The following is a 16,008-nucleotide window of genomic DNA, read 5'->3' as shown; positions in this document are numbered from 1 at the left end:
GTTTTTAATCAAGGGTGTATCTTGAAAGTTTTACATTGACTTCTCTATGCAGCGCATGGTATGATCTATCTTGTCGCTGCAAAATATGATTTTTGCACGATAACCATTTTGCGGTCGTGGCGGAATTGGCAGACGCGCACGGTTCAGGTCCGTGTGGGCTAACCCCCCGTGGAGGTTCGAGTCCTCTCGACCGCATCGATTTATCCATAGAAAGCTCTTGATTCGCCTACGGCGAATGAAGAGCTTTTTTGTTTTTTGTACGTAGCGGATCTCGTTGACAAAAGTTGAAGGCTGAACTAATATCAACTTAACTTAAACGATTAAGTGGTATTGACCCATAGGAGGATGGTTATCGAATGAGCGCCGAAATCATCACACTTTCCAACGTTTACTCCAAGCTGTTGAACAACAAACGGGATATTTACGTCTATTTGCCTCCTTCTTATGAAGAAGCAATGAATCGCCGGTATCCGGTGCTTTATGCACAGGACGGACAGCATATGTTTGCATCGGATGGGATGGGAGGCTCGTGGGAGATGCATCTGACGGCAGATCGGCTAAGCAGGAAAGGCCAAATGAGAGAAGTGATTATCGTAGCCGTCTCCTCGATTTCGGATCAACGGGCATCCGAATATTTTCACAAGCATCCGAGCGTAAGCGAAGCGTTCCACGCATCCTGCAAGGGTGAGCTGTACGAACGGTTTCTCATTGAGGAATTGAAACCGATGATCGACGGCAGATTTCTCACTTTGAAGGATCGGGAGCATACCGCATTAATCGGTTCGTCCGCGGGCGGAATTGTCTCGTATCATATCGCGTTTCGCAGACCGGATGTCTTTGGTCAGGTGGCGATCATGTCGCCATTCCTGGTGCATACAGTAGTGAATGAACAAGGAGGCGATACGAACAAACAGGAACCGCTTCGTGAGCAAAAACTATATCACTCCTTCCCGGTTAAGCCGGCGGAGCTGCGGGTTTGGGTCGATGTCGGCGGAGCGGAAGGGCTAATCATGCCCCGACATGTACGGGCATTCGTCGACGAACTGATTGAGGTCGGCTTTAAGCCAGGGGAAGATCTGATGTTCTTGCTCGATGAGACGGCCGGCCATTCCCAGGCGGATTGGGCGGGGCGGTTGCATTGCCCGTTGTTGTATCTGTTCGGCGAGATTGGACGTCCTCATAACCTGCAATTGGCTGCTAGAGGGACAATCGGGCTGCAGGGCCTCCAAGGGCAGTTGAATCCGAAGGTGACTTACGACACCGGCTTCCAAATGAATTTGCTGGCAGCCGACTATACGGTGGATCGTCCGGAGGTTTTAACGGTTGACTCTAACGGCAGGGTCACTCCGCGAATCGAAGGGAAGGCCAAGGTGGCGGTACGTTATCGTGACCTTACCGGATCGACGAGCTTCGAGATCGTCCCGGAATTGCCAGATGACGTGCGGGTTGAAATCAGCGTGACCGTTCCGCCGACAACTCCGACAGACGCTCGAATCCATGCAGGATTCGAAATTCCGAAAGTTCGGGACGGCTTTTATCAGGGATGTTTTTTGCTGCCAAGAGATTTGGCATTTGATGTGAAAGTATCAAGGGGCTTTGGTTTTCATGAACGAAGAGATACGAATAGACGGTTTAATACCTCGACGCCGGTTCGCCTTCAGTTCATCGTAGAGGAGTGGGAGGACTTACTGTGAAAAAAACGACGATGAAAGACATCGCCCGTGAAGCGAAGGTATCGGTGGCGACGGTCAGCTATATTCTGAATAAGGTGGACAATCAGAAGATCACGGACGAGACGCGTTGCCGGGTGCTCGAAGCCGCTGACAAGCTGAATTATATCCCAAGTCTAACGGCACGTTCGCTTGTCCGCGGTAAGTCCGGTATGGTGGCCTTGCTCTTCAGCCGCAGCGAGCAAGACGGGTTATGGAAGAAGCTATATTACGGCATGCTGGCCGAACGAATGGACGAGCTCTGCAAACAGGCAGGCTATCACCTGCTCGTCCTGGGGATGGACGCTGAGAAGCCAACTCCGGAAATCATCCGTCAACGGGAAGTAGACGGGGTGCTGTTGGCCGGCGTGAAGAAGGAAACGTTCCGGGATATCTCGATCCACTTCAGCATCGGGGTACCGATCGTGCTGCTGGATAGCCATATCGATGATCCTTTGTTTCACAAGGTCGTGATAGATTATCGACAAGCGTTCGAGTTATGGAGAGAGCAAACGGCCGATCGAGGTGGACGGCCCTTTCTTGTGTTGGATACACTTGCTAACAAGGGTACGGTGAAGGCCATTGTTGACGCGGCTCAGCTCAACGAAGAATCGGTTTTCGTACTGACGGCAGACAATGCGGACCGCTTGCCGGATTTTTTGGCGAGGCATCAAGGCGGTTGCGGAGTGGTACTGAATGAATTCGTTGGTGCTTTCGTGGCTCACGTTTCCCGAGGGCTGGATCTGGAGTTGACCGCCTTTTGTACGAGTGGCTGTGCGGAACTGCTGCCTCCGGGTGTACGTATGTTCACTTCGGAAGAGAACCGGGGACAGCTCGAAGCTGCTTTTGAGATCATGCAGTTTTATATCGAATCGAAAGATAAGGACCCCGAACAGGTGAGATCGGAATACAGCGAGTATATTTCTATTCCTTTAAAGTAATCTTTATAAGTATAAAAAAGGATACTATATAACACGAATGTGCGTACTTACGGAAAGGTTTCCATAACGATATACTTACGGACATAAGATCCACGAATTCCAAAGGAGGAAATCGAATGTCTGGAAACAAGATGAAAGCAGTCGGTTTAACCAAGTATTTACCCATCAATGATCCTGATAGCCTACTGGATGTGGAGATCGAGAAGCCTACGCCAACTGGCCAAGACTTGCTAGTCCGGGTTCATGCGATCTCCGTCAATCCGGTAGATGTGAAGGTACGGGGGCCAAAGAACCGGACGGAAAGCAAGCCAAGAGTGCTCGGTTGGGACGTGGCCGGCGTTGTTGAGCAGACGGGACCGGATTGCACGCTTTTTAAACCAGGAGATGAAGTGTATTATGCCGGGAGCATCACGCGGCCGGGCGGAAATAGTGAATTCCATCTCGTTGACGAGCGGATCGTCGGCCTGAAGCCGAGCACGCTGGACTTTGCGCAGGCAGCAGCGTTGCCCTTGACTTCGATCACCGCTTGGGAAGGATTGTTCCACCGTCTGGGCCTTTCTTCCGTCGAAGACGCTAACTCCGGGAAAACGATTCTGATCATCGGGGCCGCTGGCGGCGTTGGCTCGATCGCGACCCAATTGGCCAAATATGCGGGGCTTACGGTGATCGGCACCGCCTCCCGTCCGGAATCGGCAGCATGGGCAAAGGAACTTGGCGCCGATCATATCCTCAACCATTACGAAGAATTCGTTCCTCAGTTGAAGGCACTTGGCTTTGCGAATGTAGATTATATCTTCTGCCTGAACAGTACCGAGAAGCACTGGAAGAACATGGCGGACGCGATTGCGCCGCAGGGGAAAATCTGCTCGATCGTCGAGACGGACGAACGACTTGATCTGACAATGCTGAAAGACAAAAGCGTCACTTTCGTATGGGAGCTGATGTTTACCCGTCCGATGTTCGGAACGGCTGATATGATCGAGCAGCATAAGCTTCTGAACGAGCTGGCAGGCTTGGTGGACCGGGGGATTATCCGCACGACGGTGGCCGAAAAGCTAACTCCGATTGATGCGGCTAATCTGCGAAAAGCCCATGCGATGCTGGAAACGGGACGTTCGGTGGGTAAAGTGGTGCTGCAAGATTTCGAATAAATATACCAAACCAGGGGCAGAGAATCTATCACCTGAGCATACGGGATAATCATGGAAAACGCCGCCTAGCAGGACTAGTCGCGGCGTTTTGTGTTCGAGTAGCGCAAGAAGCGTTGTCAGAGACCTAGATCGTTTCCCGAACCTTACCCGGCAAATGTGTTGCGGCGGTCTCCCTGAACTGCCCCGGCGTCATTCCCTCCACTTTGCGGAAGGAGCGGATGAAATTCTGCGAGTTGTTGTAGCGGAGCTTGGCCGCGATTTCCTTGACGGGCATTTCCGTTTCGCGCAGCCAAAGTTTAGCCATCTTGAACCGGTACATCGTGAGGTATTCGCTGAACGAGTACCCCGTTTCTTTCCGGAAGATACTGCTGATATAATTCGCATTGTAATGAAGGCGGGCAGCACAGGCCTCTAAGGTCAGATCGGCGTCGTATTCGTGTTGGATCAAATCGATGATTTTCTCCGAGATGTTCTGGTACTGGGCATTTTGCCGGTTGTTGAAGATACGGATCATCGGGTGGATGACCGTCGTCCAGTACCAATCTTCGATTTCGGCTTTGGTATGTAACCCCAGCATCTCTTCAAACAATGAACCGCCCGTAGGCTGGATTTGATGCAACGCAATTCCCGCTTCCTGCATCGTCACCAGTAGATTGTTCAGCAGGCGGGTTAAGGGGATTTGATATTCTTGCGGCGACAGCTCTTGACCGAATAAGGAATGGAATAGCCGTCCAGTGAGTTCTTTCGCTTTCTCCACCTCCGCCAGCTTAATCGCGTCCAATAAGTCATTTTCTTTATGGGTCGGGTAATTTACGTTCAGCACATGCTTTCCGGAGTTGATGTTCTCGTATTGAATAATGACCCCGGTGCCTAGCTTAATCCGGTATTTCAGCGCCTCAATCCCTTCGCGGTAAGCGATGGACAGCTTATGGATCGCCTGGAAAGGCAAGCTTAAGCCAATGCTGGCTTGCAGCTTCAGGCACTGATGGATTTCATGTTGCAGCTTCTCGGTCCAGGCATACACGGTTTGGTGAAACGAATCGGGCTCCCCGTCTGGACTTCCGATCAACGTCACAATCGTTTGATCCATGATCACCGGGGCGAACCGGCTTTGGGGATCAAGCAACTCTTCAATGATATTTTGCGCGGCGAACAGGAGCAGGTTGAGGTCCTTTTTTCCGTAAGCCGAATCATCCGTAAAATCAAGGGCCAACGTGAACACCGTCATCATTTGCCAGGCATCGATTTGCTCATTGTAGCCGTATTGTTCAAGTTTCTCGAGCAATTGGCGTTTGGTGTAATGCCCTTGATACGCTTCGATCAAGGAAAAGGTACGCACCTGTCTAATATGTTGGTGTACCTCTGTTTCAAGCTGAGATTTGGACTGAAAGAGACGGTGATATTCTTCGCCGATTAACTCAAATTCATTGGCATGACGCCGTCGGATATCGGTCTTCCGCCGGCCGATCAGATGCAGAAGACGCTCGATCGGCGAGTACATTCGACGCGAACCGAACCAGGCCAAACCAATCGACAACATCAGCATCAACAGGCAAACATAGAAGGTATAAAGCCCGATTTTCCCCGCCTCCCGGGTAAGGCTGCCGATGGAGGTCACCGAGAAATATACCCATCCGTTCAACTGCGAACGCAAATAGGTGGCGGAATATTCCTGCTTGCCGATGAACGTCTGAAATTGTCCGGCAGGCTGCGCTTCGTCTGCGATCAGGGACGTATCTCCCCATCCGGATTCCTTCAACTGCCGGCCGATGAGCGATGGATCCGGGTGCATCAGGACTTGCTGGCGTTCGTTCACGATGATTACGCTGTCTGGACGCTCGCTGTCGGTCGCCACGACATCCTGCAGGCTGCAAGCCGGAATGTTCGCTAGCGCCAATCCGTACTTGTGCAAACCAGCGACCGGCAGCTTCTTGATCAGGCTGATGCTGTAGCTGCACGGCGCGGAATTGGCGTTCTCCTCGCTGTAAAACCAGGAGGACGGGGTTAAAATCCAGGAGGTATCGTCAGGCGTGTTCATCAACCGTTCGAGCCCTTCGCGGTCCTTATACTCACTCATCCGGTACAAGCCCGAATTCTTTACCATCCAGTCCTGCTGCAGGTTGATCAATACGACATCCTCCAGTTTCGTATCGAAGGACTGCATGTTCCGGATTTCGTTTCGCAGATCGTTGTATAGTTTGAAATCGCTTTCACTTAACGGGTTTTGAAGAGCCTTTTTCAGTACGGTCGAGTTGACCACTTGATTTAAGGTTTGGTTGACAGTCGTTAATTTACGCTCTACATTGGAGTTGATTTGAGAGATCAGCTCCATTTTGCTTTGGTTGACATTTTTTTGGATCTCCCGGGTTGAGGTCAAATACGAAAAGGAACCGATGAACAGGACGGGCAGTGTACTCACGGCGATCGTAAAAATCATCAGTTTGCTTAAGAAGCTTAAGGGTTTCACCAAAATCAGCACCTGACCTTATCGATGAGAAGTCGTTATGTTCAAGTGTAAAGCGTCTGTCAAATAATAGCAATAATCATCTCGTGTGGCAATAATCATTTTGTATTATTCTTCGATGTGGGGGGCTATAACGAATGTTCAGTACAAAAAGCGGGAAGCGCGGCTTCTCCGCGCTTATCCTTCTCCTGATTGTCGTTTGCTTGCTTGGCGGTTGCATGAACCGGGAAACGAAGCTCAAGGCGACAAGCGTGGACCGGCCTTTTTTATCCATATTGGCGCCGCTGCATTTTCCGCAGCCGCCATCCAAGGAGATTGTGGCGGAGATCGAGGAGAAGACCGAGGTTCGGCTGGATCTCAGGTGGGTGCCTGAGGGCGTCTATACCGACAAAATGATGACTGGGCTGACGACCAACTCCTTAGCTAAGGTCAGCTTCGTGAAATTTTCCGATTACCATCTGGTCAAGAACGCCATCCGCTCGGATGTTTTCTGGGAAATCGGACCTTACCTGGCAGAGTTTCCGAACTTAAGCAAGCTGGATCCGGAAATTTTGGATCAGGCTGCGGTTGACGGAAAGATCTACGGATTGTACACCGAGCGTCCGTCCTCGCGGCAAGGCCTCATTTTGCGCAAGGATTGGCTGGACCGTCTCGGCTTAGAAGAACCTCAGACGCTTGAAGAGCTCTATGAGGTGTTGAGACAATTTACATACGGTGATCCGGACGGCAACGGGAAGCAGGATACACTAGGTATCGTGGACCGGAACGATCTGGTTTACGGCATCTTCAAGACGTTAAGCTCCTATTTCGGCACGCCAAACAATTGGAAAGTCGAGGACGGCCGGGTCATTCCGGAATTTATGACGGACGAATATATGGATACGATGAATTATGTGAAAAAGCTGTACGACGAGAAGCTGATCAATCTGGATTTCCCGCTCACGAGCAAAGAAGTGCAGCGCGACCGGTTCATTCGCGGTGAGGCGGGCGTATTGATCGGAAGCATGACCGATGTACAACGCCTCTCCATTGAGGCACGGGCGATGAACCCAAACGCTGATTTCACCCTGGTCAACCGGATTAATGGTCCGTACGGTTACAAGGTATGGTCGATTCCTAATTTCAATGGACTTTATTTGTTTTCCAAGAAAATGATCCCAACGGAGCAGGATCTAAAGGTCGCGCTGGGCTTTTTCGACCGGACGATGGATAAGGATGTCGCCAATTTGATGATGTACGGCTTGGAAGGAAGGCACTACAAGATAGAAAACGGGAAGGTCATCTTGCCGGAGGAGACCTCGCAGCTGCGAGTGAATGAGGTAAACCCGCTCTATTCGCTGATGATTGCGGATATCGGCAACCCCAATCTGATGGATGTCGCGCAAAAAGAGCATTTGACTCAAATCGCCGAACAGCTCAGTAAAGACAACGAAGCGTTCCTGGTTGACGATCCAACGGTCCGGCTCAGCTCGCCGACGTACGACGAGAAGAGCGCAGAGCTGTCAACGATCATTAGCGATGCCACGTACCATTACATCCTGGGGCGCATCGATGCCGAAGGTTTTCGGCAAGAGATAGTACGGTGGAAGCAAAGCGGCGGCCAAGCGGTCATCCGCGAGTTCGAGGATGCGCTATCACACCCATAATCATTTGTTCAGGTCCGCCGCTTGGCGTAGCCGTTATGAGGAAATGATTGTTTCCGTTATGCCTTTGGAAGGTTACCGTGGAAGGGTAAGCAATCCAAACCATGGGAGGTCCAAAGGTATGAAGAAACAATCATTCATCCTCATCCTGACCGCACTGTTATCACTTAGCGTTGTGCTGGCTGGTTGTGGAAGCGCTAACAATAGGGGGAGCGGCAGCCCGGCGGCAACAGAACCTGCTGCGTCCACCACGGACAACGGCGGGAACGCGCCTGTAGAGGCGGAGAAACCGACAGAAATCACGATTATGTTACCGCTAAATACGTCGGAAACACCCCCCGATACGATCAAAACCGAGCTGGAGAAGCTGACGAACACGAAGCTGACCTATCAGTTTTTTCCGGCGGACACGTATGAAGAAAAGCTGAACACCTCGTTTGCCACAGGCTCCTTACCCCAAGTGACCTACCTCAAAAACCAGACCACGTTTATTCAAATGAAAGATGCGATCAAGGACGGGCAGTTTTGGGAAATTGGCCCTTACTTGACCGAATTCCCGAACCTTAACAAATTGAAACCGGAAATCCTTAACAATACGAAGGTGGAGGGGAAGCTGTACTCCCTCTATATCGGCAGACCGCTGGCGCGTCAAGGGATTATTTACCGCAAGGATTGGGCGGATAAGCTGGGGCTTTCCGCACCGGCCAATGTCGATGACTTGTTTGAAATGGCCAAGGCCTTCACGGAGAAAGACCCGGACGGCAATGGCCAAAAAGATACGACCGGCCTCGCGGACCGAAACGAACTGGTTTACGGCGCATTCAAGACAGTATCCGCCTGGTTCGGCACGCCTAATAACTGGGGCGAGCAGGACGGTCAGCTTCAGCCGGAATTTATGTTCCCGCAGTACATCGATACGATGGATTTCTTCAAGAAGCTGCGGGATAACGGCTACATGAACCAAGACTTTGCGGCGACAAGCAAAACCGATGCCGTCAATATGTTTACAAGCGGGAAGGCTGGTCTCTACATCGGCGGGTCCATGCAGGATATCGATTCGCTGAATAAGGATTTGATTAAGAACGTGCCAGATGCCGTACTCGATACGCACAGCATGGTTGCCGGACCAGACGGTGGATTCGCTCAATGGATGATTCCGGGGTACAACAATATCATTCTGTTCCCGAAATCGGCGGTCAAGGATGAAGCGGAGCTCAAGAAGATCCTTGCGTTCTTCGACAAGATGATGACGCCGGAAGTGGCTAATTTGATGTACTGGGGCATTGAAGGCACACATTATACCGTAGTGGAAGGCAAAGCCAAGGTTGCGGACGATAAGGAATTGATCGAACGCGAAGTGAAGCCGTTCAAGGACAGCGTCATCGGTGAAGCCGAAACGAATGGCATGTATGAGAGCTATAATACGCTGCCGGGCCGAATTCATGCTGAAGAGCTGATCAAGGAAAACGTGAAGGTAGGCGTTCCGGATCCGACTGCGGCGCTGGATTCGCAAACCTTTACGGATAAAGGCGTAGAACTGCAGCAATTGATTACGGACGCCACCTATCAATATATCTACGGCCAGATCGACAAGGCCGGCTTCGAGAAAGCGGTTGAGCAATGGAAGAGTCGGGGCGGTTCGAAGATTATCGAGGAATATAACGCGGCCATTAATTAAAATTCAAAAAGTCAGGTTTTCAGGATCAAGAAGGTTGGATGAAGCTAGGGCCTGAGTAGCGGAGCGTACTTTAGAGTACGTGAGCAACGGAGGGCCCGGCTGAATTCAAGATTCGACGCCGAATCTACGTCTTGAACTCCTTCGTCATGGAAAGATGAACTTTTTGAAGGACCTCATTGGAGAGAGGAAGATACGTATGAGTGAAGCGACCGCTCCATCCTCCGTCACGCCGAAGACTCCGCCCGGGAGACGCACGAAGACCGGACTTCTCCGAAAGCGACTATGGAGAAATAAATGGCTGTACCTGATGCTACTGCCCGGCGTGCTGTATTTCATCATCATCAAATATTTCCCGATGTACGGGTTGATCATTTCCTTTCAGGATTATAAGCCGTATGACGGCATCCGAGGCAGCGAATGGGTCGGTTTGGAGCATTTCAGACGGCTGTTTACCGAGCCGGATTTCATGATCATTTTGAAAAACACGGTGATCTTGTTTGCGCTGAACCTGTTTATCTACTTTCCGGTACCGATCATTCTGGCATTGATGTTGAATGAGCTCAGGGGCCACTTCTTTAAGAGGTTGTTCCAGACGTTCGTCTACTTGCCGCACTTTATGTCCTGGGTCATCATCGTATCGATTACCTACGTGATGGTGACGATGGACGGCGGGATCATCAACGAGCTGCTGGTGTACTTTGGTCTTGAGAAAATCAATTTCCTGTTGAATCCCGAGTGGTTTCGGCCTATGTACATCCTCCAGGTCATTTGGAGGGAGGCCGGCTGGGGAACGATCATTTATCTGGCAGGCATGGCGGCTATCGATCCGGGATTGTATGAAGCGGCGCGGATGGATGGAGCCGGCCGGATGCGCCAGGTGTGGCATATTACGTTACCGTCGATCCGGGGCGTTATTATTACGCTGTTTATTTTGAAAATCGGGCATGTGCTGGATCTGGGCTTTGAGCATGTCTATCTGCTGCTCAACTCCATGAACCGACAAGTCGCCGAGATCATCGATACGTATGTGTATACCGCGGGGCTAAGGCAGGGCCAATATAGCTACAGCACGGCAATCGGTTTCTTCAAATCCGTTATCGGGCTGATTCTAGTGATGCTGGTGAATAAACTATCCAAGAAAATCGGGGAGGAGGGCGTTTACTGATGGTGGAGGACCGATCTGTCAGCGGCAGGATTTACGCTGCCCTCAATTTTACGCTGCTGGCCATCATTGCGTTGATTACGGTGTTGCCTTTCGTTCATGTCGTGGCCGGTTCGTTTACGACGAACGCCGAGCTCGCGGCCAATAAATTCGTGCTGATTCCTAAAGTGTGGAGCCTGGAAGCTTATCGATTTATTTTCTCGACCAATACGATCTTTAAGGCGATGGGCGTTTCGATTGGTGTGACGCTGATCGGCACGGTGTTCAGCATGTTGCTGACGGCGCTGATGGCTTACGGACTGGCGCGCAAGGATCTCGATGGCCGGAGAACGATCAACTTCTTGGTCGTCTTCACGATGTTGTTCAACGGCGGGCTGATTCCCACATTTCTGGTCGTCAAGGAACTGGGGATGATCGATACGTTCGCCTCCCTGATTATTCCGTCCTCGATCAGCGCGTTTAACATGATTATCCTCAAGAACTTCTTCCAGAACATTCCGGAGGGCTTGGAGGAGTCCGCCCGCATTGACGGCTGCAATGATTTTGGTATCCTGTTCAAAATCGTCTTGCCGCTCTCGATGCCTGCAATCGCTACGATCTCGCTGTTTTATGCGGTAACGTACTGGAACACGTACATGTCGGCCATTTTGTATCTTAACGACAGCGCGAAATGGCCGATCCAAGTGTTGCTGCGGCAAATCGTCGTGTTGGCGAGCGGACTGGACCACAGTGCCGAGCTGGACGGGACTGTTCCGCCGCCGGACCAGACGATCAAGATGGCGGTAATTGTAGTTGCAACCCTGCCGATCTTGCTCGTGTATCCGTATCTGCAGAAGCATTTTGCCAAAGGGGCATTGTTGGGATCGATGAAGGGGTAAACGGGGCAAAGGGGATTCAATCGATGGGAATCCAATTCTGAGACGGAAGGAGCTTGGGAATGACGATGCATGGTCCGAACACACCGCTCGAATGGGCGAGGAAGGCTTGCGATTCGTTGATGGACACCTACGCCGACGCGGGAAGCTTGCCTCCTGCGCATCGTTGGCATTACCATCAAGGTGTCTTCCTGTGCGGCATGGAGCAGTTGTGGGAGGTCGCTCAGGAAGAGAAGTACATCAGGTACATTCAACAATATGTCGATGATCTGGTGGATGAACGGGGCAACCTGTACTTCGCCCGCGATGAGCTGGATGCCGTGCAGGCCGGATTGCTCCTGTTCACGTTAGACGAACGAACCGGGGCAGCCAAATATCGGATTGCGGCCGACAAGCTGAGAAACCAGCTGCTGACGTTAAATCGCACGTCCGAGGGCGGTTATTGGCATAAGGATAAATATCCGTATCAAATGTGGCTAGACGGGTTGTATATGGCGGGTGTATTTTCCCTGAAATATGCGAATGCATTCGGAGAAACGGGGCTCCGGGCGGAGGTGCTCCGACAGGAGAAGCTGATGCGGAAATACATGCGGGACGAAAAATCCGGCTTGCTGTACCATGCCTGGGACGAGAGCCGGCAGATGCCGTGGGCTGATCCGGAGACCGGCTGTTCTCCGGAATTTTGGAGCCGCTCCCTTGGCTGGTATGGCTTGGCCGTATCTCAATTTCTCGATTTGCTCCCGGCAGAGGAGCCTGGGAGAGAGGAGCTTGCGGGTGCGCTGTCCGGTTTCGTGGACGCGCTAATCCGTTATCAACACAAGGAGAGCGGGCTGTGGTATCAGGTCGTCGATAAAGGCGAACGGCCGGATAACTGGCTGGAAACATCGGGCTCTTGCCTGTTTGTTTATACTCTGGCAAAAGCGGTACAGCTGGGCATTGTAGGCGAGGAAGCAGCGCAAGCCGCAATGCGGGGGTATGAAGGGCTTACCCGGGTCGTGGAATGGGATGAACTAGGCCGTCTGGTGGTGCCGGACATCTGTATTGGCACGTCTGCCGGCGACTATGACCATTACGCCGCCCGCCCTAAGGTGAAAAACGATCTGCACGGCGTCGGCGCGTTCGTGATGGCCTGCACGCAAATGGAAACGTTAATCAGCCGAATGGAGAATCAAGCCGATGTGCATGTATAATATCGCCGATTATGGTGCGGTGAAGGACAGCGGAGCTCCGGCAACCGCGGCCATCGCCGCTGCAATCGCGGCCGCAAGCGAAGCCGGGGGCGGCACGGTGGTCGTGCCGGCCGGGACGTTCTTGACGGGGGCGATCATCCTGAAGAGCCATGTCGAGCTTAGGCTAAGTCCCGGGGCGGTGTTATCCTTCAGCACCAATCCGGACGATTATCCGATGGTGAAATCCAGGTGGGAAGGAGTTCAAAGAGAGGTTCATGCCTCCTGTATTTACGGGGAGGATCTCGAGAATGTATCCGTAACGGGGAGCGGCTGCCTGCAGGGGAACGGACAGCCTTGGTGGGAGAAGCACCGAAACCGCCCGGAGGAGCTTCAGTATCCGCGTCCCAAGCTGATTAGCTTCGACCGCTGCAGGAGGGTGACGATCAAGGACGTATCGATGGTCGATTCCCCCAGTTGGACGGTAAATCCGATTCGTTGCCGCGATGTGACCATCGACAACGTATCGATTCTGAATCCGGCGGATTCGCCCAATACGGATGGGATTAATCCCGAATCCTGCTCGAACGTGCGAATCAGTAATTGCCATATCGATGTCGGAGACGATTGCATCGCCATTAAGGCAGGTACCGAGGAGACGGCGGAGCGGGTTTCCTGCGAGAACATTACGATTACGAATTGCACGATGATCCATGGGCATGGTGGCGTTGTCATTGGGAGCGAGATGAGCGGGAATATCCGCAACGTGACGATTTCGAATTGCGTCTTCCAACAAACGGACCGTGGCATCCGGCTCAAGTCCCGACGCGGTCGCGGCGGTATCGTCGAAGACATCCGGATCAACAACATCGTCATGGAAAACGTGATTTGTCCATTTATTATGAATCTCTATTACTTCTGTGGACCACGCGGCAAGGAAAAATACGTGTGGGACAAAAATCCTTATCCGGTCACGGATGAGACGCCGCATTTTCGACGGATTCATTTCTCCGACATCACCGCTCGTGAGGTTCATGCCTCCGCTGGGTTTCTATACGGCTTAGCAGAGCGGTATATTTCGGAAGTTACCTTCGATCACATCGAAATCTCGATGGCGAAGGACGCGATTCCCGGCCGCCCCGCAATGATGGCCGGGATTGAGGATATGGCGCGGCGAGGATTCTACTTGGGGAATGTGCAGGACGTGAGGTTTAACCAGGTGGCGATCGAAAATCATGAAGGTCCCGCCTTTTATATCGAGAACGGGGAGGACATCGAATTGACGGCTTGCCGCTCGAAGGGGACCGCCAAGCCGGAGAAGCTGGTGGAACGAGTGACAATCCCGTCGAATAAAGCAAGCTTCCCCGGGGAGTTGCCAGAATAACCGAAACAATGGAGAGGTGCACGTTTTTCGGGTCGTGGTCACAAATATCGGGACGGCGATTGCTCGAGGGAATCGGATGCTATAATGGTTCCGATTCATTGATCTAATCGAGATTACCGATAAGCAGCGGGAGGAGACTAACGATGCACGAAAAAACGGATCGCTCGCGGGTGAAAGGCTTTCTCCGCGCAGAGGGAACAAGGATCGTGAACGGCGAGGGAGAGGAGATCCTGCTCACAGGCTGGGGGCTGGGAAATTGGCTGCTATGCGAAGGGTACATGTGGTTGTCCCATAACCCCCGGTTTGACCGCCCACGGCGAATCGAAGCGGTCATTCGGGAAGTTGCCGGCAGTTCCTATGCCGAACAGTTCTGGAAGCGTTTCCGAGAAAACTATGTGACTCGCGAGGATATTCGGCTGATGGCGGAGCAGGGCTACAATTCGGTTCGCATTCCTTTCGGATGGCGGATTCTGATGGAGGACGAGCCGGGGATTCGTTGGAAAGAGGATGGTTTTGCACTGATCGACCGTTGCCTGGATTGGTGCGAGGAATTTGGCCTTTATGCCTTCTTGGACTTACACGGTGCGCCCGGCGGGCAGACCGGAGCCAACATCGACGACTCGGTTGATGATTTCCCTCGCTTATTCACCGATGAAGACAGTTGGAACAAAGGGATCGAGCTGTGGAAGGAGCTCGCCCGACGGTACTGCGATCGCTGGATCGTAGGTGGTTACGACCTGCTGAACGAGCCGGTTCGACCAGGGTTGATGGAGGGAAAACACGAGGATTACCTCGTTCGACGGTTGGCGGCTTTTTATGAGGAAGCGATCGCCGCCATTCGGGAAATCGATAACCGGCATCTGCTATCGGTGGAGGGGCATCATTGGGCGACGAATACGGCCATATTTTATAAACGTTATGACCCCAACATGGTTATTCATTTCCATCGGTATGCCTGCAAGCCCGGCAAAGAGGCGTACGAGGAGTTCCTGGCGCTTTCCGAGGCGCTGGATCTGCCCTTATGGCTGGGCGAGACCGGGGAGAACGACCTGGAGTGGTTTGCTGCGATGTATCCGCTCGCTTTGTCGCTGGGAATCGGCTACAATTTATGGCCATGGAAGAAGATGGAGCGCGCGACCTCGCCTTATACCGTGAACAAGCCCGAGAGATGGGACGAGTTTCTTGCTTATACAGAAGGGGGAGCACGGCCAAGTTATGAACGCGTGCAGCAAATTCTTGATGCCTATCTGGAGAATATCAAGGTAGAGAACTGCACCCTGCGGCCGGAGGTGACGGCGGCGGTGTTCCGTACTCCGGGCTGCCGGGTTCGCGGCACGGATTACGACGAACTGCCGGGGAGAGGTGTCTCCTACAGCGGAACCCGTACGGAAGGGAACATCTATAAGTACCGGGCCCGAACGGGGATGAAAATCGTCCCGATTGTAGACGAGCCCCAAACGAAGAAGTTTGGGTTCGACAGCGGCTGGCAGAACCTCGCTTTGGAGTTAACAGACGGCGAGTTTGCAGCCTACTCCTTCCGCGGCATCGATGCAGGTCATACAGCGACGCTGGAGCTAATTTGCAAGGAGGCTGCGCTCGTAACCGTCATGCAGGATGGGGTGGAGAGAGCATGCATAACGCTCTCCCCGGGCAGTGATCTGCGCCGCGTTAGCGCCGAGTTGACTTCGGCTGCCGCATCCACGCTGGTTGTGAGCGTGCAAGGTGGACGTATCGACTTGCATTCCATCGCGGTGGAGTAAAAAGGGTTGACTCTTTTCGCGGCGCATGATATTTTATATCTTGTCGCCGCGAAAAACGGGTTATGGATTTCGCGG

Annotated in this window: 11 protein-coding genes and 1 tRNA gene; 11 read left to right on the top strand and 1 reads right to left on the bottom strand. The window is 52.4% G+C overall.

Annotated elements, in window-relative coordinates:
• Window positions 1-110: 110 nt before the first annotated feature.
• The 4 genes from IM700_RS06655 (at window position 111) to IM700_RS06640 (ending at window position 3,801) form a co-directional block, all read left to right on the top strand.
• Window positions 111-195 (top strand) — tRNA-Leu (locus tag IM700_RS06655).
• Between the two features lie 161 nt (window positions 196-356).
• A complete protein-coding gene (locus IM700_RS06650; protein WP_193415017.1) occupies window positions 357-1,694 on the top strand; it encodes an alpha/beta hydrolase in 1,338 nt (445 codons plus the stop codon).
• A complete protein-coding gene (locus tag IM700_RS06645) occupies window positions 1,691-2,650 on the top strand; it encodes a LacI family DNA-binding transcriptional regulator (protein WP_193415018.1) in 960 nt (319 codons plus the stop codon). The genes IM700_RS06650 and IM700_RS06645 overlap by 4 nt, the downstream gene beginning before the upstream one ends.
• A 116-nt stretch (window positions 2,651-2,766) precedes the next feature.
• On the top strand, window positions 2,767-3,801 hold the full coding sequence (locus tag IM700_RS06640; RefSeq protein WP_193415019.1) for a zinc-binding alcohol dehydrogenase family protein: 1,035 nt from the start codon (window positions 2,767-2,769) through the stop codon (window positions 3,799-3,801).
• Window positions 3,802-3,925: 124 nt separating this feature from the next.
• Here the strand turns inward: IM700_RS06640 and IM700_RS06635 are convergent, their stop codons facing one another.
• Window positions 3,926-6,268 (bottom strand): helix-turn-helix domain-containing protein, encoded by a 2,343-nt coding sequence (locus IM700_RS06635; RefSeq protein WP_193415020.1) that lies wholly within the window; start codon window positions 6,266-6,268, stop codon window positions 3,926-3,928.
• 134 nt (window positions 6,269-6,402) lie between these two features.
• Between IM700_RS06635 and IM700_RS06630 the strand changes: the two genes are divergently transcribed.
• From IM700_RS06630 to IM700_RS06600, 7 genes are all read left to right on the top strand, one after another.
• A complete protein-coding gene (locus IM700_RS06630) occupies window positions 6,403-7,911 on the top strand; it encodes an extracellular solute-binding protein (RefSeq protein WP_193415021.1) in 1,509 nt (502 codons plus the stop codon).
• 118 nt (window positions 7,912-8,029) lie between these two features.
• Complete coding sequence (locus IM700_RS06625) at window positions 8,030-9,586, top strand: extracellular solute-binding protein (protein ID WP_193415022.1); 1,557 nt, start codon at window positions 8,030-8,032, stop codon at window positions 9,584-9,586.
• A gap of 196 nt (window positions 9,587-9,782) precedes the next feature.
• Entirely contained in the window at window positions 9,783-10,751 is a 969-nt protein-coding gene (locus IM700_RS06620; RefSeq protein ID WP_193415023.1) for an ABC transporter permease, read from the top strand.
• On the top strand, window positions 10,751-11,626 hold the full coding sequence (locus tag IM700_RS06615; RefSeq protein ID WP_155605081.1) for a carbohydrate ABC transporter permease: 876 nt from the start codon (window positions 10,751-10,753) through the stop codon (window positions 11,624-11,626). Before IM700_RS06620 ends, IM700_RS06615 begins: the two co-directional genes overlap by 1 nt.
• 59 nt (window positions 11,627-11,685) lie before the next feature.
• Entirely contained in the window at window positions 11,686-12,813 is a 1,128-nt protein-coding gene (locus tag IM700_RS06610; RefSeq protein WP_193415024.1) for a glycoside hydrolase family 88/105 protein, read from the top strand.
• Complete coding sequence (locus IM700_RS06605) at window positions 12,800-14,173, top strand: glycoside hydrolase family 28 protein (protein ID WP_193415025.1); 1,374 nt, start codon at window positions 12,800-12,802, stop codon at window positions 14,171-14,173. Before IM700_RS06610 ends, IM700_RS06605 begins: the two co-directional genes overlap by 14 nt.
• A 143-nt stretch (window positions 14,174-14,316) precedes the next feature.
• On the top strand, window positions 14,317-15,933 hold the full coding sequence (locus tag IM700_RS06600) for a glycoside hydrolase family 5 protein (protein ID WP_193415026.1): 1,617 nt from the start codon (window positions 14,317-14,319) through the stop codon (window positions 15,931-15,933).
• Window positions 15,934-16,008 lie beyond the last annotated feature (75 nt).

This window comes from Paenibacillus rhizolycopersici, from assembly GCF_014947195.2.
Taxonomy (GTDB): domain Bacteria; phylum Bacillota; class Bacilli; order Paenibacillales; family Paenibacillaceae; genus Fontibacillus; species Fontibacillus rhizolycopersici.
Note: the sequence above shows the minus strand (reverse complement) of the source record. Positions and strands in the feature narration are given on the sequence as shown.